The organism is Undibacterium sp. CCC3.4 (assembly GCF_034347425.1).
Taxonomy (GTDB): domain Bacteria; phylum Pseudomonadota; class Gammaproteobacteria; order Burkholderiales; family Burkholderiaceae_D; genus Undibacterium.
In genome coordinates, this window is sequence record NZ_CP133779.1 from 2,708,638 (window position 1) to 2,730,559 (window position 21,922).

Below are 21,922 nucleotides of genomic sequence, written 5' to 3' on the forward strand. Positions count from 1 at the left end.
TCCGTACGTCTCAAGCGACTATCTCGGGCCACAAATCAAGCCACTGCGGATTTTTTTCTTCTATCAATTTTAATTTCCAGCTGCGATTCCACTTCTTCAAGGCTTTTTCACGCGTGATCGCCGTTTTCATTGTGCTGTGCAACTCGTACCAGACCAGTGTTTTTACCGCGTAACGCTGGGTGAATCCCTCAACAATGCCGTCACGATGCTGCCAGGTACGTTGGACAAGATTGGACGTGACACCGATATACAAGGTGCCATTTTGTTCGCTGGCAAGAATATAGACGGCTGGCTGTTTCATTCCGTAGTAAGTCGTAGAAAAAATGCGCCCCTGATTGCGATGAGTGCGTGTGTACACTTTACATATTTTCAAATCAGGATACATGCGAAAACGCAGCGCAATGCAATTCCCCGCAGCCCGCGCATCTGCCATTCCAGTCACCGAATCGTCATCCCGGCCATCCACTTTGTCATTACCGCATGCGCGGCAATGTTTCTAAGTCCGACAGACTAGTTTTCAAGGTCGGGACAGTCAAAGTGAGGAGAGCAAAAAGCCGGAGCAACGCGCTCGATATGGGGGCGACTTATCCCATTCAACATCAAACATTTCTCCCAATTTGCTTGAACAATGTCACGAAGCGAATCGATGATGTGATTTGCGGCCGCCACTGAGAGTCCGAATCGCTCGCATTCTGACAGTAGATTCTGCTTCGTTGCCGCTCCTCCTGCTGCGCCGGCACTCAGAGCTAAACGTGGTCGCGCTCCTGTGGGGCGCTGTGGAACGACATCGAACAAGGGGCTCAATTCAAATCCCTGGCCGCGATTGATCAATCCGTGATTCAAATCGTGGTCGTCCAAATTATTTACCAGACAATTGAATACCATACGTTTGAATAACTCCAAGCGGTTCGATGCCGTTTTATTCGACCATGTTGCCAGCTCAAGCGCCAGTCTTTGATAGGAGTTGGTGATGGCGTAACGCTGCACCTCCGGCTTGGAGTAAAACACCGTCCGCGCACTCGCATAGGGATAGCGCGACCATCCACCGGCGGTGTCGCCATGATAATGCCGGTCGAATCGTTCTACCAACAGCACATCTTTGTCAGCAACAACGATTAACTCCCTCTGCGGAACATCGAGCCCGGCAATTTCTGCTAAATCCAATGCGGTTTTTTCCAGCCGAGGATTGCTTGGCAGGTCAACCGGATCGCTTGTGCTTGGAAATTTCGCCAGCCATTGCCTGCCTTTATGTAAGATTGTTGCCTTCGGCCTGGCACCGCCGGCCGATGTGCCGACCCTTAACAAAGTTTCATATTTTTTGGGAATCGGCAGATTTTTTTCCAGCATTTCAGAGAACTCCAACAACTGCTCGAGTGTCGCGCAAGGGTAGCCGTTGAATTCTGCATTTGCAGGCGTTGCCGCGGCATCCTTACTGAATGCGAGTGCACCGACCTGATCGCCAGTGCCATGTAACAGATAGCCAAAATCAGTCTGCGTACCGTTTGACAACGTGATCTCGCGACGACCCCAAGAATCCGGGCCCGCATCTAATAAAACCGAAAAATGACCATTCAGTGAAAAACTGGTGTAACGCAGTGCTTTTAACGGCAGTAATACGGGATCAAGCGCAATCGCCAAGGGTTGGTCGAGATAGGCTTTCTGGTAGACGAATTCGCACTGCGGCACGCCGCTTGTTGACACCGACCTCTTTACGCGAGCGCACAGGGTCGGTGTTACCTGATCGGCCAGATAAACCCAAACATACATCGTTTCGCTGTCAGAAGTCATTATCCACTTTCTTCGCTATACGTACTCGCTTGTCGGCGACAGAAAAAGACAGCGCCAGTCCTTCCCTGTCCAAGCCTGGGTCGGCAATGAGATCGAGCTCTCGGTCCAAACCCATGATCCATAAGACATGAAAATACGAAGCAATCGAGGTGCCGGGCGCACCGCGCTCTATCGATTCTATCGTGCTGCGCGATAAGCCTGATCGGCTGACAAGATCCTCTTGGCGCCATGTGCGACTGATCCTGGCTTGTTTGATGCGCTGGCCAAGCGAGCGAATGCGCGCCAGCATTTCGGGTGCCATCAGGCTGTTCGTTAGCTTTTTTGTCACTTTGTTTGTGCGGCTTTTTACAGAAGTTATTGAACGTTTTCTTGTTATAAAAGGCAGTATGTATCTTAATGCTTGTTATTTCAAGTAAATTGAATAAGTCACTACCACCATGAAACACACTCAGCCGTCGAATTCGTCATTGCCACACAGGCGGCAATCCAGAGGCGCGTAAGCGCCTTTTATATCCGTACGCTTGATGCCCAGCGGGATGTCCTCATTTTTCAGCGGAATCAATGCGCCCGTGATTGACGTACCTACCCTGAAGGCACTGCCGTGCCACTGGATTGCCGCCTGCGCGGCAATGACGGTGCTGGCCAACGGTGTGGGTGAACGGTAGTCATGCTGCCGAACCTGCCTTGCTATGTGAACAGTGCAATTCAATTCCCCCAGCCGCTCACCTCGTCATTGCCGCGCAGGCGGCAACCCAGTGGCGCGTCAGCGCCTTTATCTCTGTCCGTCTGATGCGCAACGCGGTGTTCTCATTTCGCAGCAAAAAAAAGTGCAGTTGATCGACGTACCCACCCTGAAGGCACTATCGTGCCACTGGGTTGCCGCCTGCGCGGCAATGACGGTGTGGATGAACGGTGCGGGTGAACGGTGTTGGCCAACGGTGCTGGCCAACAGTGCGGGTGAACGGTAGTCATGCTGCCGAACCTGCCTTGGTACATGAACAGTGCAATTCAATTCCCCCAGCCGCTCACCTCGTCATTGCCGCGCAGGCGGCAACCCAGTGGCGCGTAAGCGCCTTTATCTCTGTCCGTCTGATGCGCAATGCGGTGTTCTGATTTTGCAGCAAAAAAAAGTGCAGTTGATCGACGTACCTAGCCTGAAGGCACTATCGTGCCACTGGGTTGCCGCCTGCGCGGCAATGACGGTGTGGGCCAACGGTGTGGGCCAACGGTGTGGGTGAACGGTAGTCATGCTGCCGAACCTGCCTTGCTACGTGAACAGTGCAATTCAATTCCCCCAGCCGCTCACCTCGTCATTGCCGCGCAGGCGGCAACCCAGTGGCGCGTCAGCGCCTTTATCTCTGTGCGCCGGATGCGCAGCACACCGCTTTTTACTTCATGTTCTCAAGAGCGCTACCTCGCCATGTATCTCGGGCCACAAATCAATCCACTCCGGATTTCTTTCTTCGATCAATTTTAATTTCCAGGTCCGATTCCATTTTTTCAGGGCTTTTTCACGCGTGATTGCCGTTTCCATTGTGCTATGTAACTCGTACCAGACCAGTGTTTTTACTGAATAGCGTTGGGTGAATCCTTCAGTAAGGCCCTCTCGATGCTGCCAGATACGTTGGACAAGATCCGACGTGACACCGATATACAACGTGCCATTTCGCTTACTCGCAAGAATATAGACTGACGCTTGTTTCATGTCATGTCAAAAATGAACTTAGAAGAACGAATTGAAATGAGCATTTCCCGCTCTAAGCCAAGCGTTTTTTTGCGCAAAGACTTCGATCGATTTGGCGGATATGAGCAAGTTGGCAGGGCATTACGTCCGTCATACTCAAAGGTCTTTTAATTAAGGCAGGGTACGGCATTTACGTAAAGGCAAAAAAAATCGAGCATCACTGGTAATTTTATTCCAGTGTTTCCCCTCGTGCAAGTGGGTCTCGAAGCATTGTCCAAGATGGGGGTCTACGCGGAATTGGGAAGCTCTGCCAAAGAATACATAAAGGGCAAGTCGATGCAAATGCCGGTTGCAGCGGTGGTCAATATCGGCAAGGCGCGCGCTTCGCGGAAAATCGGCTTTGGCGGCAAACAACTGAGATATGAAAGGTTAATTCCCCCAGCCGCCCAATTCGTCATTGCCGCGTAAGCGCCTTTATATCCGTGCCCTTAAGTCCAGCTCGTTTGAAAAAACCGATGTATCCTCATTGCTCACGAACGGGCACTCCACTGCTATTTAATCTGCGTTTTCTAAAATTGCCTGTACTGCTAAGCGCAGTCCCATCACTTTCAAAATTGCCGAGAAATTGCTCAATGCAGGATTACCCGTCGGCGACAAGGTACGGTACAACTGGGTCGGATTCAGGTGCGCTTTCTCTGCAAGTGCCCGAACTCCGCCAAACGCTCCTGCCATTTGGCGCAATACCACCAGCAGCTCTGCTTGGTCGCCCCCTTCCAGAATACTGTTGATGACTTGCAGGGCAAAATCAGGATCATCCCTATACAATTCAGTCATGGCATCATCGTGCGCTCTGCTTTTCATGCTCTCATCTCCTTTGCCAATCCTGCCAATAATCACAAGCGCGCTTGATATCGGTTTCGTCTGTGCGTTTATCGCCACCGCATCATGTCAAGTAGAGTGCATTGTCGGTTAAAGCATCACTTATCACAAATTATCGTCACGGTCTTCTCATTCAAACGTTCAATTATCCCAATATGCTCGCGCAGATGTTTGTCTGTGAAGGCCACCGTGTCATCGATTTGGAAGCTCGTAGGCGGAACGGGACGCAGCGTTGGCGGTGCAGGCGGTGTGGCGACAAGAGTCGGATCAATAGCGATGGCAGCATAAGCTAAGTGTTATAGCCGTCGTAGCCCATCCTCTTCCAGCTTACTGCCGGTCAAATTGCAAATGGGCATGATTATTCTTCAGAAGACAGTGAAAAAAAGCCTCAGGTGCGTTTTGAACTGAAAATCGTCTGAGCCGCGTTGTATCCGGCTGGCTGCGCCGTGTCAATCTGGCTGGCGCATAGCTTATTTGCCGAGGCTGCGCGCTGTCGTGTTCGATTATCCGCCCCAGCCACCCAAACCGCATTTTCCTCCAACCGCTGATTCCGTCATTGCCGCGCAGGCGCACTGCTGTCCGGAATAAATTAATTGACATTTCATTAGAATAATCCTAATTGCAAACGCGCCATTTCTTCTACTTCTCTTCGTCGCTTTCGGTATTGAGAGATTTCCAAGTCTTGTCGTTGAAATAGAGTGGCGCGAATCACGCATAGACACTCCCAAAGGCTTTGTTTTAAGCCATGTGTCTGTTTGTAGAGCGCCACGAGTAAATAACTGATAAGTGCTGTCAATATCTGGATACGCACCGCGTTTTCGGTGCGTCCAAAAAATTGCTTGATCTTCAGGTGTTGCTTGATCCATTTGAAGAACAGTTCGATATCCCAGCGTTCTTTATAGCGCCGGGCAATGGTCAGCGCATCGCTGTTCAAATCATTGGTTGCCAGTACTAATGGCGTAGGTTTGTCGGCTCTGGCTACCGTAATGCAGCGCAAGGGCTTCTCGTACTGATTGATGCGTTTGCCACCAGGATGTCTGTTTTTAAAACGCACAATTTGATCTTGCAGGACGATGTCTGTGGCCTCTGCGGGAATACTGCGTTCTTCCTCAATGCGCAAGCCTGCATTACGCTTGAAACGGGTCACGAATTGTGCTCCCGCCATATCGATCCGATGCCACCAGTTGTAATCGCAATAGCCCTTGTCAAAGACGTAGATCACCTCTTGCTGCAGCGGGAGCTCTTTGGTTTTCTCCACGTCATTGACATTGGCTGCGCTGATACTTTGCCAAATGGGTATCTGCGCTTGTTCTGCGTACAGGATGTGGAGTTTGACACCCTGTGTATTTCGCGTTTTATTGGAGAGCGTCCAGCGATCAAACTCGCGCCCTTTGAGGGTAATGGAAGTGGAGTCCAGAAGGTAGAGCAGCTCCTTGCTTTGTTGACGCAATGGCCGTGCCACTTTTTGCATGAGCCATGTCACCGCATCGGCAAATACGGTATCGCCGCGACGACTGTTGGCATCAGCCAGAGTGGAGCGCTTAATACGACCAGTGCCGAGATGGTAATGATGGGCGACATGACTGTTAAAGCTGGCCTCCAGAGGACGCAGGCCAGTTGTTCCGCTTAATTGAGCGTAGGTCATCACCACGAGCTGATCCCAGTGACCAAAATGCTTGCTGTATTTGTCAGCTTGATGTTTTTTGACGAGTTGATCAAAGACTCCACGCGGTAGCCCCTTCATTAACTCTTGAAAAGTGTTTATTCTGTACATGTTGCAGGTTTGGTTTTTAAGTTGGTAAACCGAGGTTAACACTCGTAAACCAATGCCTGCAACCCCCTGCAGCTTAGTCAAGAAAATTATTCCGGACAGCAGTGCGCGCAGGCGGCAACCCAGTGGCGCACTAGCTCCTTTATATCCATGCGCCCGATGCGCAGCACGGCGTTCTCATGTAGCAGTGAAAAAATGTAAACGATGACCGCATATCCCAGGCCCCTGTAAGACAAAATTGCCAAAAAAGTTGCACAAAAGCTTGTTAAAGAAGTATTTTAACGCTACTGTCACAAATCAATGATAAAATCCCGTTCAATCGATGAACATGCTACTTTTAACAATAAAGCACCGCCCCCATGCAGCACACCCGCCCCGACGATGAAGACGCCTACCTGGCCGTACTGCGCTTGCTGGAACAGCAGCCGCAGATGAGTCAGCGCGAAATCGCTGCCGAACTCGGTGTCAGTCTTGGTAAAACCAATTATTGCCTCAAGGCTCTGCTGGAAAAGGGCTGGCTTAAGATGCAGAATTTTCACGGTAGCAGCAATAAACTGGCTTATGCCTACCTGCTAACCCCTAGTGGCATCGTAGAAAAAAGTGCTATCACCGCGCGTTTTCTCAAGCGGAAAATGCAGGAATACGAACATTTGCAAACCCTGATCCACTCGTTGCAAGACGAGTTGAAACAAAGCCGTATAGAAAGAACACAATCATGACCCAAGCTAGCCTAACGAACGATACATTAGCGCGCCATCAAGTCCTGCCCGTAGTGTTATGTGGCGGCTCAGGCACGCGCCTGTGGCCCTTGTCGCGTGCCGGTTTTCCCAAGCAATTTTTGGTTTTATCGGGCACCACCAGCTTGTTTCAACAAGCGGTAGAACGTATTAATGCCATCGCCGCGGCCGATATCGTAGTCGGTGAAACATTGATCGTGACGAACGAAGAGCACCGCTTTCTGGCACTCGACCAACTGCGCGAACTCCGTCACGTGGCCGCAACCTTGCTGCTTGAGCCGGTAGCACGCAACACCGCCCCGGCGCTGACCTTGGCTGCGCTGCATGCGTTGGAAAGCGGCCATGACCCTATTTTAGTCGTCACCCCAGCCGACCAAACCGTCACCGATGCGCCAGCCTTTCAAGCCGCGCTGCAGCAGAGCGTGCGCGCTGCTGCTACGGGTGCCGTGATCATTCTTGGTATTACCCCTGATGCTCCGGAAACCGGCTACGGCTATATTAAACGCGAAGGCGCGGCGCAGTCATTCGGCCAGTACAGCGTGGCGCGCTTTGCCGAAAAGCCCGATGCCGCCACCGCACTGGCTTATTTGGCCAGCGGCGACTACGCTTGGAATAGCGGTATGTTCGTACTGCGCGCCAGTACTTGGCTCAAAGCGCTTAGTACATTCCGGCCTGACATCGCCGTAGCGACAGAATTGGCTTGGGCCGGCAAAAGCGCCGACGCCCAATTCGTGCGACCAGATAAAGCCGCCTTCGCTGCCATACCAAGCGAATCGATCGATTACGCCGTCATGGAACGCTGCCCCGGTTCTGTTGTGGAAATTGCCGTGCTGCCGCTGGCTGCAGGTTGGAATGACCTCGGTGCCTGGGATGCTGTCTGGCAGGTCGGTGCTCAAGATAGTGATGGCAATGTTATGCAGGGCGATGCCTTTCAAGCCGGCAGCACCAACACCTTGGTCTATTCCTCGGGCCGCATGGTGAGTGCCGTTGGCGTGAATAACCTCGTCATCATCGAAACCGCCGATGCCGTGTTGGTAGCCGAACGCAGCCAAAGCCAGCACGTCAAAAAAATCGTCGCCATGCTCGAGAAGCAAGGCCGTGTCGAACACACTTTGCACCGCAAAGTCCACCGTCCTTGGGGTTGGTATGACAGCATCGATGAAGAAGAGCGCTTCAAGGTAAAACGCATCAATGTGAAACCCGGTGCCAGCTTGAGCCTGCAAAAACACCACCATCGCGCTGAACACTGGATCGTTGTCAAAGGCACGGCTGAAGTGACTTGTGGTGACAAAGTGATTCTGCTGACTGAGAACCAGTCAACCTACATTCCGCTCGGTGAAGTGCACCGTTTGAAAAATCCGGGCGCGATTGAGCTCGAAATTATCGAGGTACAGTCGGGCAGTTATTTGGGGGAGGATGATATCGTCCGGTTCGAAGATACTTATGGCCGCACCAGCGCGTCTTGATCATGAATAAACAAGAAAAAATTTATATCGCGGGTCACCGCGGGATGGTCGGTTCAGCGATTGCTCGTGCCTTGCAAAAGCAGGGCTGCAGTAACATCATCACTCGTACGCATGCCGAACTCGACTTGACGAATCAAGCCCAAGTCAGAGAGTTTTTTTCGTCAGAAAAGCCTGATCAAGTATATTTGGCAGCCGCAAAAGTAGGCGGTATTTACGCCAATAATACTTTTCCTGCCGAATTTATTTATCAAAATCTAATGATGGAAGCAAACATCATTCACGAAGCGTTTTCTGCTGGCGTGCGAAAATTGCTCTTCCTTGGCTCCAGCTGCATTTATCCAAGATTGGCGGCGCAACCAATGGCCGAGGATGCGCTCTTGACCGGAACTTTGGAGTCTACCAATGAGCCCTATGCCATTGCCAAAATCGCGGGCATAAAATTATGTGAAAGTTATAATCGGCAATATGAAGCTAGTCATGGCGTTGACTACCGAAGTGTGATGCCAACTAATTTGTATGGCCCAGGAGATAATTATCATCCGGAAAATAGTCACGTTATTCCAGCACTCATCAGACGTTTTCACGAGGCGAAAATCTCAAACGCTGAAGTCGTAACGATATGGGGCACCGGCACTCCTCGTCGTGAGTTTTTGTTCGTTGATGATATGGCCGCAGCGAGCATTCATGTCATGTCTGTTGATAAATCAATTTACGCTAGCCATACTTTGCCTATGCAAAGCCATATTAATGTTGGTTATGGTGAAGATGTGACTATCAGTCAGTTGGCTCATACAATTGCAAAGGTTGTTGGGTTTAACGGGCAGATAGAATTTGATGTAAGCAAGCCTGATGGCACTCCTCGAAAATGGATGGATAGTGCGCGTATCTCAAAATTAGGTTGGCGGCCAGAAATTGCGCTTGAGAGTGGATTGATAGTTGCATATCAAGACTTTGTTTTAAACCAAAATTTGCTGCGTACGCAGTCATAAATTTACCGAATATATTATGAATACTAAACAAAAAGTAGCGTTAATTACTGGTGTTACCGGCCAAGATGGTTCTTACTTGGCAGAGTTCTTGTTGGAAAAAGGTTACATCGTTCACGGTATCAAGCGCCGAGCGAGTTCATTTAATACACAACGTGTTGATCATGTTTATCAAGATCCGCATATCGATCATCGCAATTTTGTTTTGCATTACGGTGATTTAAGTGACAGCAGTAACTTGACCCGTATTATTCAGCAAACTCAACCTGACGAAATCTATAATTTAGGTGCCCAAAGTCATGTGGCGGTGAGCTTTGAAAGCCCTGAGTACACGGCTGATGTCGATGGTATGGGCGCGTTACGTATCCTCGAAGCGATCCGTATTTTGGGACTCGAGAAAAAAACTCGTTTTTACCAGGCGTCGACTTCCGAGTTGTATGGTTTGGTGCAAGAAACACCGCAAAAAGAAACAACACCTTTCTACCCAAGAAGCCCGTACGCCGTAGCCAAAATGTATGCATATTGGATCACGGTTAATTATCGCGAAGCGTATGGCATGTATGCGTGTAACGGTATTTTGTTTAACCATGAAAGCCCACGTCGCGGCGAGACATTCGTTACACGCAAAATTACGCGTGGTCTTGCAAATATAGCGCAAGGTTTGGAAAAATGCCTCTACATGGGGAATATGGATGCGTTGCGCGACTGGGGACACGCCAAAGATTACGTCCGCATGCAATGGATGATGCTGCAGCAGGATACACCCGATGATTTTGTGATCGCTACGGGTGTTCAATATTCGGTGAGGCAGTTTATTCAATGGTCCGCAGAGGAGTTGGGCATTACGCTTAAATTTGAAGGCGCTGGTATTGATGAGCACGCGATTGTCGTCGCTATTGAAGGCGATAAAGCGAGCAGCTTAAAAGTTGGTGACGTTATTGTAAAAATCGACTCTCGGTATTTCCGGCCTACGGAAGTAGAAACCTTACTTGGTGATCCGACTAAAGCAAAATTGAAGTTGGGATGGACCCCTGAAATTACCGTTCAAGAGATGTGCAAAGAGATGGTATTGCACGATTTTGAAGAGGCGAGAAAACACGCACTGCTTAAAGAGCATGGTTTTAAAATATCAGTTTCTGTTGAATAAGCATGCGTCTAATCGTATTGCGGAGTTTTTGAGGCAAGTTTATGGCGACAAATATTGTGCCTGAGGGAGGGATGCGAAAGCAACGTCGCCGGCAAATCACACGAACAGCGATAACCGGAATTTTAGCAAAAGCGGCAATGTTTTTGCCTACCATATTAATTGCCTGGGTTGCGGTTCCGCATTTAGGCGCAGAGCGGTATGGTGTGCTCATGACGGTTTTGTCTTTGTTAGGTTTTTTAGGGCTTGCGGATCTGGGTGTAGGGGGGACGTTGATCACCGCCTTATCGCGGGAGTCTGGGAGCGAATGTAATAAAAAGATCCGACAGTTACAGGCGAACGGCCTTGCTATAACTGCAGGTATGGCAATTTGTGTATTAATAGTGGGTGGCTTTCTTCATTATATTGGAATAGGGTCTTTTATATTTAAATCAAGCTCAACGCCGATTCAGGTTGAAGGCACAAATTCCATATTTGTCTTTTTTTTATTATTCGCTCTTTCATTGCCAATTACTTTGGTGACGAAAATACAACTAGGATTGCAGCATGGTCACATCGCAAATTATTGGCAATCAATTTCAGCAGTAGTCAATTTTGCAGGTGCTGCAATCGCTACTTTATCTGGCGGAGGGGTGCCATTGATAATCGTCGGGATTATGAGTGGTACCACAATTTGTGGAATTTTAAATATTGTCACTTATTATAAAAAATTCCCTCTCTACAGGCCGAAATTGAATGAACTAGAAACAGGTGCTCTGAAAGATTTATTGAGCGACTCGAGTTTCTATCTTATTTTGCAAATTATTTTTACGATTAGTTACACTGCAGATACATTGATGGTCGCACGTTTTTTGGGCACTGGGCAAGCCTCAATATATTCTTTATGTGAAAGAATTTTTAGTATCGTTGCTGTGGCGATTTCGGTTGTAACGGGTCCTCTCTGGGTCGCATATGGAGAAGCTATTGGCCGAGCGGATTATAAATGGGTTAGCGAAACCTTAAAGATAAGTACAGTTAGGATTTTGGCTGCTGGTGTAGCAATGTCATTAGTTCTTTTAGTTGGGCTTGATTTTATTATGAATATTCTTTCTAGAGGCCATTTATCTGCACCACTTGCGCTTGGAATTTGTATGGCGCTTTGGAGGATAGTCGAGGCAGTTGGAGGGGCTATTTCTGTATTTATGTTTGCAAGTAAAGCAAATCAAATAGTAATGTGGACTGGCGCAGTTACTGCCGTAATCTCCTTCAGCCTAAAAATATTTTTGATACCAAAATTTGGCTTTGTTGCGGTTCCTATAGTTTCCGCGTTCTGCTTCTCATGTTTTTCACTCGTTCCGTGTTTCCTCTACATAAAACGAAAGTTAAATTTTCAGTAAATTGGTTGATGCTTAGAAGGAAGTTTTATGAGAATTATTTTAGATTTTGCCAGAAAATTATTTTTAGCTTTCCACCAGCGAAAAATGCGTAATCACTGCGTGGCAGATATTACAACTATTTTTCACCGAACTAGTCGAGTAATTAGTAACGGTAGTATTTCTCCTTCAATTCTCGTTGGTAAAAATACGGTTGTCTGTGGTGAACTAATGGTTTACTGCGACGGTGGAAAAATATCTATTGGTGATTACTGCTTCATTGGACCAGATACACGCATCTGGTCCGGTGAAAATATTAGCATTGGGAACAGAGTACTCATTTCTCATGGAGTTAACATTTTCGATTCTCCATCACATAGCTCTAGCGCTTCCGAGCGACACCTGCATTTTAAAAAAGCAACGATCGAAAATATACCTTCTATTGGAAATGTTTCTGGTAGTGAAGTCGTAGTTGATGATGACGCTTGGATTGGTGCTGGGGCTTTTATAATGCGAGGCGTTCATATTGGTAAAGGCGCAATTGTGGCGGCAGGGGCAATTGTAACTAAAGACGTTCCCGCATATACCGTTGTTGGAGGGGTTAGCTCCATTCAAATCGGTATCGCAAGCGAATAACAAGAAGGACTATGTTGATGAGTTGGAAGCAAAAAGTACCGTTGATTTGTAGAATGAAAATCAATAAATTAAGAAAAATTAGAAAATTTTCAGATTTATTTGGACGTTATGCTGTCGGCGCAATGAGAGGATATGTTGCCTTTAGTGTTAGTTCAAATGAATGGTCACGAGTGGCTATTGGCAAAGACGTGCAAATTCACCGGGGTACTTTGCTTCATATAAATGGATTATCTAATGCTACGCAAATTAAAATAGATAGCCGAGTTTTTATTGGTCAAAATTGTTACTTTTCTGCCGGCAAGTTAATATCTCTAGGGCACGATAGTTTGATCGGAGCTTCCTGCAGATTTTTGGGAGCTGGTCACGTCTACTCTGACCCTCAGGTTCCTTATGCCAAGGCAAAAGTTGTTAGTTACGGAGAAATTGTATTAGAACCGAACTGTTGGGTTGGAACTGGTTCCACTTTAGTGGGTGATGTTCACATAGGGTTTGGTGCTGTTATTGCCGCTAGCAGTTTAGTTCGTGGGGTAGTGCCACCGCTGAGTTTAGTTGCTGGTTCACCATCTCAGATTCGAAAATTATTTAATTGGCATACTAAGGAATGGTGTTCGGTAAGCGACGATCCTATTATTTTAGAAAAATCATTGCAAGATCACATTAGTAACTTACCGTCTTTAGTGACGTTCATAAACTCACTTAAATTTAATGCCACTTAAATATATGGAATCTGGAAACTTAGTTTTAAACGAACGTCTTGCTGTAGTTACTGGTGCCGCTGGGTTTATTGGCCGTTATGTTTGTAGACGATTGTCGGAGCAAGGCTGGCAAGTTTTTGGACTTGGCCACGGAAATTGGACCGAGTCTGACTATTTAAAGTGGGGTATCGTTAAATGGAACGAAGGTGACGTTTCACTTGATAACCTAAAGTTATTGACAAATGGAATATCACCTGAAATTATTGTGCATTGCGCAGGCGGAGGTTCAGTTCAAGCATCTTATGAATTACCCTGCAAAGATTTTGAGCGCACAGTTTGTAGTACATCGATGGTATTGGAATTTGTAAGAAAATACTGCTCAAGTAATACTAGATTGGTTATGGCATCAAGTGCCGCAGTATATGGCGACCATGGTCCAGTTGACTTGTCAGAATCGTTTTCATTAAACCCTATTTCTCCATACGGTTTTCACAAAGTGGCAGCCGAAAAATTGTGTGAAATGTATAGCCAATTTTTTTCCACAAAAATAAGTATTGTCCGTTTATTTTCTGTCTACGGAGATGGTTTGCAAAAACAACTTTTATGGGACGCTTTGAATAAATTTGAGAAAGGGCAGACGCATTTTTTTGGCACTGGTGACGAGCTTCGTGATTGGATTCACGTTTCTGATGCCGCGGAACTTTTGTGTTCGGCAGCCATTGCAAAACAAGATATATATGAAATTTATAACGGTGGAAATGCTAAATCTACTACAAAAAAAGTTCTTCTTACTCTTGCAGAATTATCGAAATTAGAAGCACCTTTGCAATTCGATGGCATTGCGCATGAAGGAAACCCAAAACAATTGACTGCAAACTGTAAAAACGCGCGAGAAAAATTAAACTGGGTACCTCAAACAAATCTGACTGACGGCTTAATGCAGTACGTTAATTGGCACAAACAACGAAAGTGAAAATGAAATTAAAAGTTGCTATTGCATACACTTTCAACGACAAAGATTGGTTCGGTGGGAGGAACTATTTTGCCAGTTTGTTTGAGAGCTTACAATTACAAGACATAAGTAAAATTCAGTTCGTGTTTATTACCGGAAATAAGACTGAGACAACTTTACCTGAAGAGTTTCCGTTTCTGGAAGTAATCAGAACCAGTATTTTGGATCGGATGAACCCAGCTTGGCTGTTACGTCAGTTCACTCTTCGTGGTTTTGATTCAGATCCAATTTTGGCGCGATTTTTGCTCCAGAAGAAAATTGACTTACTTTCTCACTCCGGCTATTTAGGTAACAAGCCTGGGATCAAAACTTTACCTTGGCTGTTTGATTTTCAGTTTATGCATCTGCCAGAACACTGGACTGAATCACAACTTCGATGGGTGAAGCGACGTTACATGACTTCTTGCGAACAATGTGATGGGGTAATTGTCAGTAGCGCTGACGCCTTAAAAGATTTAATGGATTTTTATCCGAAATCGAAGGTAGATAAGCATGTATTAAGATTTGTATCGAACCCAATTGATTTTAGTAAAATAGTCTCGCTAGATCATTTGATGAATACTTATGATTTACCGGAAAAATATCTTTATCTCCCGAATCAATTTTGGACACATAAAAATCACAAAATTGTTATTGACGCTCTTGCCATATTAAAGAAGCAAGGTGTCAATGTCACGGTAGTATGCACAGGACAGACGAAAGACCTCAGAAGGCCAAATTATTTCAGTGAATTGATGCATGCCTGTGAAGAGGCTGGCGTTTCCACTAATTTTAAAGTGTTAGGAGTTATACCCTTTCAGCATGCTCAATCGATGATGGTGCATGCATTGGCAGTTTTGAACCCATCACGGTTTGAAGGTTGGAGCACGACTGTGGAAGAGGCTAAAACATTAAACAAACGATTACTTTTATCCGATTTAGCGGTTCATAAAGAGCAAGCGCCCACTTTTGGAAAATTTTTCTCTCCTGATAATGCTGATCAATTAGCACAGTTAATGGTAGAAATTTTTCAAGAAAAAGCGATTCCTTTAGACGAGAAATTGCTTGTACGAGATTACAAGAAACGTCAGCATGAATTTGCATTGACATACTTAAACATAATTAACCATACATTGGAATTAGATTGCACAAGAAAGGCGTAACTGATGTGATGAAAATAGATGCGCCAAATAAAATGGGGTACACGTTTTTTTTGGTTATGGCATTAATTTCATCTTCTCAAATGTCTAATCCGTATGCATTTTTGGTGACTTGTTTAGCGCTCGTTTGCTTAACATTTTTGCAAAAAGAGACATTGCCTAGAAGCTATTTTCTCTTCACTATACTTGTATTTGGAATTTCGCTTTTAGGCATGATTTTTGAACTCAATGCCGAGGTGGTCACGCGTATTTTAATGACATGCGCACTAATACCTTTAGTATTTTTAATAGATTTGCGAAAACATCCCCAAGCACTCGACTTTGCTACTAAGTTCATGGGGCTGTCACTTGCACTGGCTATCATCGGGTTTCTTTATGCCCTCGCTGGCGGTGCTGACCTATTTCGCCTGATTAACCCGGATGGCCGAGAGCTCTTGCTGTTTCTATCAACTTTTTCTAATTCAAATTTTCCTATTGGCGGCGGTCATATCATCCGTCCCAGTTTTATTTTTGATGAGCCCGGTGCATATACGTTTGCGATAGACACAATATTACTGATTAATTTAATGGTCTATCGGAAATTGCGGGGGATAGATTGGTTCTTGATAATTGGTGGTTTAATCACTTTTTCGATCGCACATATTTTAGTTTGTTGCTTGATTGTGTTTGCGGCACGTAAATCAAAACTCTTGTTTATTCCAGCTTGTGCAATCTCAGGCATTGATTATCTTTTGTACTTATCGAGCGGAGTTTCTCAAATAATCGATAGATTTACTGTGGTTGACGGGGCATTGGCTGGCGACAACAGAAGTAAGCTGTTTGAGCGTGCGTTCGATTTAGTTGTTGAACATCCGTATGGGATGGGAGGTATCTGCAACTGGGATATATCTTCATGTTTTGATATATACGGTGGATTCGGAGAAAATCCTGCTTTTCCAGCAGCTTATTACGGAATTATGGCCGCTTCAGCATATTATTTAATTTTTTTCATTATTGTATCGCTCATAGTTATTAGTGCCTTGAAGTTGAATAGATTTTGGATGTTGACATCACTTGCCATACTAGCGCTGATTGCGCAGCGCCCGTTTTTGTTCAATATTGGTTATAACTTGCAAATATTATTAATTTTTTCAATGCTATTGAAAACCATAACCTTAAAAAAAACACCTGTAGCTACAAATGACAAACATTAAACCAGTAATTACTATTGCCGTTCCTTCATTTAATCAGGGTCAGTTTATTGACGATGCGCTCGCATCAATATTTTCTCAAAATATTCCTGTTGAGGTATATGTTGCGGACGGCGGCTCTACGGATAACTCTGTGGAGGTGATTAAAAAGTGGGAACACAAATTGGCTGGCTGGCGCAGTGCACCAGATAATGGGCAAACTGCTGCAATTAATGAATGTATAGCGAAAGGAAGCGCCCCATATGTCGCATGGCTCAATAGCGACGATGTCTATCTTGAGGGTGGTTTGAATGCATTGCTAGCTGCATTTACCAGTGCTCCGGACTCTCCTGTTGTTTATGGACGGGTCTGGAATACAGATAAAAATTTAAAAAAGTTAGAACGTATTAAGACTGAGCCGTTCAGTAGAGTCAGATTGGCTTCTAGATGCATTATTTCCCAGCCTGGCACTTTGATGCGGAGGGATGCATGGGAACGAGTTGATGGAGCGGACGAGACACTGGGGATGTCGATGGATTACGATTTATGGTGGCGCCTGTCTGAGCGTATCGGCCCCTTTCGTTACATTGAGGTCGATGTTGCTATAAATCGAGATCACGAAGAAACTAAAACCAATACAAAACGGCATCAGCACTATAGCGAATCAATGGCCATAGTGAAAAAATACTATGGATCGGTTCCATTGAGATGGTGGGCTGCTTGGCCAATATCTGTTTGGTGGCGATCTTTAAAGGGGCATGTCTCGCGTAAGTACTTCGCTAAGACTGGGAAGCAGCTATGATGAAAATTGTCCATATAGGGAAGTATTATCGCCCGGATTCCGGCGGCATTGAAAGTGTCACCGAAAGCCTTGCATCTGGTTTTGTAAAGGCGGGGCACCAACTTACTGTCGTTTGCTTTGAAAAGACACCTGCAAAACTGAAGCAAGTGATTGATGGCGTCAATGTTGTTCGTGCGCCTATTTGGAGAACGATCGCGTCTCAGCCTATAGGCTTAAAATATCTTTGGAGGTGTATCTCCGAGGGACGCTCAGCGGATATTGTTCATATACATGTCCCGAATATGTTAGGCGCATTGGGTTCTCTTTTTTTAGGAAAAAAGCCAAAGTTGGTCGTTCATTGGCATAGCGATGTAATCGGAAAAGGGATACTCGGTTCGATTTTGCGACCCCTTGAAACGGCGTTATTAAAGAGAGCTGATTGTATTGTCGCTACATCACCGATTTATGCAGATGCCTCCCCGATTCTTAAGCGATTCTCCGAAAAAGTAAATATCATTCCAATCGGAATAGCAGATACAAGTGGAACCGGAAGCTTACTATCTGGCAGCACATTTCTGTCGGATGATTTGAACGAAAAATTAACAGGAAAGAAACTTGTTTTAGCAGTGGGGCGGCTGGTCCCATATAAAGGGTTTGAGGTCCTGATTAAAGCAGCGGAAAAGCTTAGCGATGACTCGGCTGTTGTAATCGTTGGAAGCGGTGAGTTGTATCAATCGTTGGAAAAACTTATTTCAGATCTTAAGTTAAACGGAAAAGTATTTTTGACCGGTCGCCTGGAAGACAATGCACTCGCTGAACTGTATCGAAGGGCTGATCTGTTTTGTCTACCTTCAATTGAGCGCTCCGAAGCCTTTGGGGTAGTGTTGCTGGAGGCGATGGCTTACAGTCTGCCAATTGTAGCGTCCAACATACCGGGGTCGGGAGTGCCGTGGGTAAATCAGCACGAGGTGAGCGGCTTAAATGTGCCTGTTGGTGATGAAATAAAGCTTGCTGAGGCATGCAATAGAATTCTGTGGTCAAAAATTGATTCGGAAAAATTCTCCACTGGTGCTCGGACTAGGTTTCTCAGTGAATTTACCGAAGATATTTCAGTGACTTTAATGTTGAATTTATATAAGAATATCCTGTAAGCAAATTTTTTGAATATACCGTGAGGCGTTTGTCTTGTCGATAGCTTGTAATCGTCGTTTTCATATGTCCTAATCCGATAGTAACTTAACTTAAAATCAGAGTATTTTTCAGTGATACAAACTAGTCCTGTACATCCAAAATATCGAGCCGATGTTGATGGCCTGCGTGCAATTGCAGTCTTATCAGTAGTTGGTTTTCATGCGTTTCCTGAATTGATTCCCGGCGGATTTGTTGGAGTTGACATTTTTTTTGTCATTTCCGGATTTTTGATTTCAACTATTATTTATGGGAATTTACAGGCCCAAAGTTTTAGTTTTTTTGATTTTTACAGTAGACGAATCAAAAGAATTTTTCCTGCATTGCTACTCGTTTTATTTACAACGTATGCGATAGGTTGGTTATTTTTGTTTCCACGAGAATTTCAGCTTCTGAATAAAAATTTGGTTGGAGGGGTCGCATTTGTTTCAAATTTTGTACTTTGGAAAGATGCTGGCTACTTTGATATTTTGTCTGATACGAAACCGTTACTACATCTTTGGTCGCTCGCTATTGAAGAGCAATTTTATATTTTTTGGCCGTTCATTTTGTGGATCGCAAGTAGGAAGAAAATTAACCTCTTCTATATTTGTATCGCCGTCGGTATTTTATCGTTTACTTTAAATATTGTAGAAATTGGTAGAGACCCCACGGGAACTTTTTACTCGCCATTAACGAGATTCTGGGAGCTATTGGTTGGTTCCGCCTTAGCAATAATTTATTTAAGTAAAAGGTCAAAAAATAAAATTATCGGTATCGACGCCGATTCCGTACTGTCCTGTATCGGGGCTTGCTTAATATTATGCGGTCTGGTTTTAACTACAAAAGAGAACGCATTTCCAGGTTATTGGGCATTATTTCCTACAATCGGTGCTGCATTATTAATTTACTCTTCCAGTGAAACTTGGTTCAATCAAAAGGTTTTATCCAATAAATTTTTGGTTTGGTTTGGTTTAATTAGTTTCCCTTTATATTTGTGGCATTGGCCGATACTTTCTTTTTTAAGAGTAATTTTAGGAGCAGTGCCCTCTTTGGAAATGAGAATTGCTGCGGTTGTTGCCTCTATAATTCTGGCATGGGCGACGCTGCATGTCGTCGAAAAGCCAATAAGATTTAGTCAGTGGGGGAAAACGGCAACATTTGCGTTAGTGTTGATGATGATTTCTCTTGGTTCACTAAGCGGCTATTCTTATGTAAAAGAACGAAATTTAGCTGTTTTGTCTCACGGTAATGGCTTAAATCGGACTTTTACACGCTTGAATCCACTTTCGTTGAGTGGTGCAGATAATGGTGACTTGGGATTTAGCGTAAATGATTGAGGCGTCACTAACATGCAAGACAAACAGTTATTCGGAAACTGTCAGCAAGACTCCAGAGGCAAGGCCCGTTTTGCATTGATGGGGGATAGCAAAGCTGCTGCTCTTTTTCCCGGATTAGTTCGGACCTCACTCGATAGTGGACGGTGGTTATTCATTGGTGGGAATGGCGCTAACGGAGCACCTATTCCATTAATGTCTAGCCGAACAGATTATTCAAGTTTTCAAAAAATGACAGGCATCGCTGTAAATGCTATTCAAAGCAATCCCGATATTGAAACTGTCGTTATTGTCGCTGCGACCCGAGCATTGTTCCAGTTGAATAATGAGTATTCTATTGAGGATTTATCAAATAGTAAAAACTATGATGATGTTTTTGAGGGATTTTCTCAGGTCATTAAAATATTTTTAAAAGCTGGAAAAAATATTGTGTTGGTTGTTAATAATCCTACTTTGGCTGATCCCAGCGTCTGTTTAAATAGGATTACCGAATTTAATTTTTTAAATAAATATTTAAATGGCGAAAAAAAGTATTGCCGAATCGGAATTGAAGAGCAACTGAAGCTTTCTGAAAAATATCGGTTATTGTTGAATCAATTGCAAACTATTGATTCAAGGAAAGTAAGGGTGTTTGATACACTCAACATACTTTGTGATGAAACAAACCGTTTTTGCACACCAGAAAAGAGCGGTAGGCTTTTATACAGTTATAGCGATCATATTTCAGATTTTGCGGCAGGATTAATCGGTCGACAATTAAATAATTATTTGACATCGTCGTTTGTAGATGTTAAATAAGTAAGTTGATTTCAGGAACATTTTCTAACGGAAAAAGTTTTGTGATTAATGATTTTTTGCTGATAGATTTTGTTGCAAGATCAATAAATATCGTCTTTGAGCAAATTTCGTTGACTAGTTGGAATGGGATTGTTTGTTAACGACGAATTTTAGATGGGTGTTCAGAGCATTTAAACCAAGCACTTTTCGATTTTCGCAGGAATTAAGGTTTTTTTTATTATGATAAAAGTGTTTTCTTTTGCCATTGCTGTTTCTTGGCTAGCATGTTTTGCTCTAATACAGTTTAAGCATGCACATCAACATTTGTCTTCAGATCATGTAGGTTCTGGGCCGCAAAAGATGCATCATGGCGCAACACCACGCATAGGTGGTTTGCCTGTATTTTTGGGTTTGTTAGCTGGCATGGCTGCAATGTACTATGACACATACGAATTTAACAGTCTGCCCTTCATCGCAGCCATTCTTCCTGTCTGGTTGGCTGGGATGACTGAAGATTTGACTAAAAAAGTCAGCCCGCTCAAGCGTCTGCTGGCTGCTTTCGTTTCTGCCTTAATCGGCATGTGGCTGCTTAATGCCAAGTTGGTGCGGCTCGACGTGGCTTGGCTCGATGAGCTGATCACCACGTATATCTTGGTCAATGCCTTATTGATCATGATTGCCGTCGGCGGCATTACCCATGCCATGAATATCATCGATGGCTTCAACGGTTTGGCTGGGGGCGTGGTGGTGATGATTTTATCGGCTCTGGCCTATGTCAGTTACCAAGTCAATGATTTGTTTTTGTTTGCTCAGTGCTTGGCGCTGATCGGTGCCACGATGGGCTTTTTGTTTTGGAATTATCCGCGCGGTTCCATCTTCGCCGGTGATGGTGGTGCTTACCTGTGGGGCTTCATGGTGGCAGAAATTTGCGTCATGCTGGTCTATCGCAATCCCCAAGTATCGCCTTGGTTTCCGCTCTTGCTGGTGATTTATCCGGTATGGGAAACGGTGTTCTCTATTTACCGCCGCAAGGTGATCCGCGGCTTGCCGGCTGGTTTGCCTGATGCGATACATCTGCATTCGCTGGTTTACAAACGCCTGGTGCGCCACATGATAGGCTCGAAAGAAGCCGAGCATATGATCAAACGGAATTCACTGACCGCGCCTTATCTGTGGTGCTTGGCGGCGTTTTCGATCGTGCCGGCTGTCCTTTGCTGGTCAAGTACGCCGCTGGTCTTGCTGTTTACCGGCTTGTTTATTTTGTGCTATTGCGGATTGTATGCCATGATTGTGCGTTTTAAAATCAAGCGCTGGATGACAGCAGGCGGCGGCCTCAAGCCTGCCGCTGCGGCGGCCAAGAAAACCAATTCCTGATCTCAGCGCCGGACTGTCCACAGCCTGG

Annotated in this window: 23 protein-coding genes; 16 read left to right on the forward strand and 7 right to left on the reverse strand. The window is 45.3% G+C overall.

Translation table 11 applies throughout. The annotated features are described in order from the left end of the window. Nucleotides 1-10: 10 nt before the first annotated feature. From RHM61_RS12075 to RHM61_RS12095, 5 genes are all read right to left on the reverse strand, one after another. Nucleotides 11-301, reverse strand: a complete 291-nt coding sequence (locus RHM61_RS12075) for a GIY-YIG nuclease family protein (protein WP_322247557.1) — start codon at nt 299-301, stop codon at nt 11-13. A gap of 209 nt (nt 302-510) precedes the next feature. Further along, nucleotides 511-1,788 (reverse strand): HipA domain-containing protein, encoded by a 1,278-nt coding sequence (locus tag RHM61_RS12080; RefSeq protein WP_322247558.1) that lies wholly within the window; start codon nt 1,786-1,788, stop codon nt 511-513. Next, complete coding sequence (locus tag RHM61_RS12085) at nt 1,778-2,089, reverse strand: helix-turn-helix transcriptional regulator (RefSeq protein WP_322247559.1); 312 nt, start codon at nt 2,087-2,089, stop codon at nt 1,778-1,780. Before RHM61_RS12085 ends, RHM61_RS12080 begins: the two co-directional genes overlap by 11 nt. A gap of 147 nt (nt 2,090-2,236) precedes the next feature. Further along, nucleotides 2,237-2,434, reverse strand: coding sequence for a hypothetical protein (locus tag RHM61_RS12090; protein ID WP_322247560.1), 198 nt, complete (start codon nt 2,432-2,434; stop codon nt 2,237-2,239). Between the two features lie 747 nt (nt 2,435-3,181). Beyond that, nucleotides 3,182-3,493, reverse strand: coding sequence for a GIY-YIG nuclease family protein (locus RHM61_RS12095; protein ID WP_322247561.1), 312 nt, complete (start codon nt 3,491-3,493; stop codon nt 3,182-3,184). Between the two features lie 216 nt (nt 3,494-3,709). On the opposite strand from RHM61_RS12095, the gene RHM61_RS12100 reads away from it, so the two are divergent. Beyond that, on the forward strand, nt 3,710-3,940 hold the full coding sequence (locus tag RHM61_RS12100) for a hypothetical protein (RefSeq protein WP_322247562.1): 231 nt from the start codon (nt 3,710-3,712) through the stop codon (nt 3,938-3,940). An 87-nt stretch (nt 3,941-4,027) separates the two neighbouring features. Here the strand turns inward: RHM61_RS12100 and RHM61_RS12105 are convergent, their stop codons facing one another. Together RHM61_RS12105 and RHM61_RS12110 are read right to left on the reverse strand one after the other, a co-directional pair. After that, complete coding sequence (locus tag RHM61_RS12105) at nt 4,028-4,333, reverse strand: addiction module antidote protein (RefSeq protein ID WP_322247563.1); 306 nt, start codon at nt 4,331-4,333, stop codon at nt 4,028-4,030. A 622-nt stretch (nt 4,334-4,955) separates the two neighbouring features. Beyond that, entirely contained in the window at nt 4,956-6,206 is a 1,251-nt protein-coding gene (locus RHM61_RS12110) for an IS4 family transposase (RefSeq protein ID WP_322247564.1), read from the reverse strand. Between the two features lie 275 nt (nt 6,207-6,481). Between RHM61_RS12110 and RHM61_RS12115 the strand changes: the two genes are divergently transcribed. The 15 genes from RHM61_RS12115 (at nt 6,482) to RHM61_RS12185 (ending at nt 21,894) form a co-directional block, all read left to right on the forward strand. After that, complete coding sequence (locus RHM61_RS12115; protein ID WP_322247565.1) at nt 6,482-6,841, forward strand: MarR family EPS-associated transcriptional regulator; 360 nt, start codon at nt 6,482-6,484, stop codon at nt 6,839-6,841. Then, a complete protein-coding gene (locus tag RHM61_RS12120) occupies nt 6,838-8,325 on the forward strand; it encodes a mannose-1-phosphate guanylyltransferase/mannose-6-phosphate isomerase (RefSeq protein WP_322247566.1) in 1,488 nt (495 codons plus the stop codon). The genes RHM61_RS12115 and RHM61_RS12120 overlap by 4 nt, the downstream gene beginning before the upstream one ends. A 2-nt stretch (nt 8,326-8,327) precedes the next feature. Further along, nucleotides 8,328-9,314: a GDP-L-fucose synthase gene (gene fcl / locus RHM61_RS12125; RefSeq protein ID WP_322247567.1), complete on the forward strand. Its 987-nt coding sequence runs from the start codon at nt 8,328-8,330 to the stop codon at nt 9,312-9,314. A gap of 16 nt (nt 9,315-9,330) precedes the next feature. After that, nucleotides 9,331-10,458 carry a GDP-mannose 4,6-dehydratase gene (gene gmd, locus RHM61_RS12130; protein WP_322247568.1) on the forward strand — a complete coding sequence of 376 codons (1,128 nt, stop codon included), beginning with the start codon at nt 9,331-9,333 and terminating at the stop codon, nt 10,456-10,458. 41 nt (nt 10,459-10,499) lie between these two features. Then, nucleotides 10,500-11,831 carry a lipopolysaccharide biosynthesis protein gene (locus RHM61_RS12135; protein ID WP_322247569.1) on the forward strand — a complete coding sequence of 444 codons (1,332 nt, stop codon included), beginning with the start codon at nt 10,500-10,502 and terminating at the stop codon, nt 11,829-11,831. 27 nt (nt 11,832-11,858) lie between these two features. Next, nucleotides 11,859-12,443, forward strand: a complete 585-nt coding sequence (locus tag RHM61_RS12140) for an acyltransferase (protein WP_322247570.1) — start codon at nt 11,859-11,861, stop codon at nt 12,441-12,443. Nucleotides 12,444-12,460: 17 nt separating this feature from the next. Then, nucleotides 12,461-13,159: an acyltransferase gene (locus RHM61_RS12145; RefSeq protein WP_322247571.1), complete on the forward strand. Its 699-nt coding sequence runs from the start codon at nt 12,461-12,463 to the stop codon at nt 13,157-13,159. Then, nucleotides 13,149-14,111, forward strand: a complete 963-nt coding sequence (locus RHM61_RS12150) for an NAD(P)-dependent oxidoreductase (RefSeq protein ID WP_322247572.1) — start codon at nt 13,149-13,151, stop codon at nt 14,109-14,111. The genes RHM61_RS12145 and RHM61_RS12150 overlap by 11 nt, the downstream gene beginning before the upstream one ends. A 2-nt stretch (nt 14,112-14,113) precedes the next feature. Beyond that, the gene (locus RHM61_RS12155; protein WP_322247573.1) at nt 14,114-15,292 is read left to right on the forward strand and encodes a glycosyltransferase; all 1,179 of its coding nucleotides are present in this window, start codon (nt 14,114-14,116) and stop codon (nt 15,290-15,292) included. After that, on the forward strand, nt 15,274-16,482 hold the full coding sequence (locus RHM61_RS12160; protein WP_322247574.1) for a hypothetical protein: 1,209 nt from the start codon (nt 15,274-15,276) through the stop codon (nt 16,480-16,482). The genes RHM61_RS12155 and RHM61_RS12160 overlap by 19 nt, the downstream gene beginning before the upstream one ends. Continuing rightward, the gene (locus tag RHM61_RS12165; RefSeq protein WP_322247575.1) at nt 16,469-17,260 is read left to right on the forward strand and encodes a glycosyltransferase family 2 protein; all 792 of its coding nucleotides are present in this window, start codon (nt 16,469-16,471) and stop codon (nt 17,258-17,260) included. Before RHM61_RS12160 ends, RHM61_RS12165 begins: the two co-directional genes overlap by 14 nt. Then, entirely contained in the window at nt 17,257-18,390 is a 1,134-nt protein-coding gene (locus RHM61_RS12170) for a glycosyltransferase (protein WP_322247576.1), read from the forward strand. Before RHM61_RS12165 ends, RHM61_RS12170 begins: the two co-directional genes overlap by 4 nt. 111 nt (nt 18,391-18,501) lie before the next feature. Beyond that, nucleotides 18,502-19,746 (forward strand): acyltransferase, encoded by a 1,245-nt coding sequence (locus RHM61_RS12175; protein ID WP_322247577.1) that lies wholly within the window; start codon nt 18,502-18,504, stop codon nt 19,744-19,746. Between the two features lie 12 nt (nt 19,747-19,758). Then, nucleotides 19,759-20,541 carry an SGNH hydrolase domain-containing protein gene (locus RHM61_RS12180; protein ID WP_322247578.1) on the forward strand — a complete coding sequence of 261 codons (783 nt, stop codon included), beginning with the start codon at nt 19,759-19,761 and terminating at the stop codon, nt 20,539-20,541. A gap of 411 nt (nt 20,542-20,952) precedes the next feature. Then, entirely contained in the window at nt 20,953-21,894 is a 942-nt protein-coding gene (locus RHM61_RS12185) for a glycosyltransferase (protein WP_322247579.1), read from the forward strand. Nucleotides 21,895-21,922: the final 28 nt, after the last annotated feature.

Bases quoted from the DNA above. Each gene is read 5' to 3' on its own strand.
- RHM61_RS12075 (WP_322247557.1), bottom strand. From the start codon at position 301: ATGAAACAGCCAGCCGTCTATATTCTTGCCAGCGAACAAAATGGCACC.
- RHM61_RS12080 (WP_322247558.1), bottom strand. From the start codon at position 1,788: ATGACTTCTGACAGCGAAACGATGTATGTTTGGGTTTATCTGGCCGAT.
- RHM61_RS12085 (WP_322247559.1), bottom strand. From the start codon at position 2,089: ATGGCACCCGAAATGCTGGCGCGCATTCGCTCGCTTGGCCAGCGCATC.
- RHM61_RS12095 (WP_322247561.1), bottom strand. From the start codon at position 3,493: ATGAAACAAGCGTCAGTCTATATTCTTGCGAGTAAGCGAAATGGCACG.
- RHM61_RS12105 (WP_322247563.1), bottom strand. From the start codon at position 4,333: ATGAAAAGCAGAGCGCACGATGATGCCATGACTGAATTGTATAGGGAT.
- RHM61_RS12115 (WP_322247565.1), top strand. From the start codon at position 6,482: ATGCAGCACACCCGCCCCGACGATGAAGACGCCTACCTGGCCGTACTG.
- RHM61_RS12120 (WP_322247566.1), top strand. From the start codon at position 6,838: ATGACCCAAGCTAGCCTAACGAACGATACATTAGCGCGCCATCAAGTC.
- fcl (WP_322247567.1), top strand. From the start codon at position 8,328: ATGAATAAACAAGAAAAAATTTATATCGCGGGTCACCGCGGGATGGTC.
- gmd (WP_322247568.1), top strand. From the start codon at position 9,331: ATGAATACTAAACAAAAAGTAGCGTTAATTACTGGTGTTACCGGCCAA.
- RHM61_RS12135 (WP_322247569.1), top strand. From the start codon at position 10,500: ATGGCGACAAATATTGTGCCTGAGGGAGGGATGCGAAAGCAACGTCGC.
- RHM61_RS12140 (WP_322247570.1), top strand. From the start codon at position 11,859: ATGAGAATTATTTTAGATTTTGCCAGAAAATTATTTTTAGCTTTCCAC.
- RHM61_RS12145 (WP_322247571.1), top strand. From the start codon at position 12,461: ATGAGTTGGAAGCAAAAAGTACCGTTGATTTGTAGAATGAAAATCAAT.
- RHM61_RS12150 (WP_322247572.1), top strand. From the start codon at position 13,149: ATGCCACTTAAATATATGGAATCTGGAAACTTAGTTTTAAACGAACGT.
- RHM61_RS12155 (WP_322247573.1), top strand. From the start codon at position 14,114: ATGAAATTAAAAGTTGCTATTGCATACACTTTCAACGACAAAGATTGG.
- RHM61_RS12165 (WP_322247575.1), top strand. From the start codon at position 16,469: ATGACAAACATTAAACCAGTAATTACTATTGCCGTTCCTTCATTTAAT.
- RHM61_RS12170 (WP_322247576.1), top strand. From the start codon at position 17,257: ATGATGAAAATTGTCCATATAGGGAAGTATTATCGCCCGGATTCCGGC.
- RHM61_RS12180 (WP_322247578.1), top strand. From the start codon at position 19,759: ATGCAAGACAAACAGTTATTCGGAAACTGTCAGCAAGACTCCAGAGGC.
- RHM61_RS12185 (WP_322247579.1), top strand. From the start codon at position 20,953: ATGTACTATGACACATACGAATTTAACAGTCTGCCCTTCATCGCAGCC.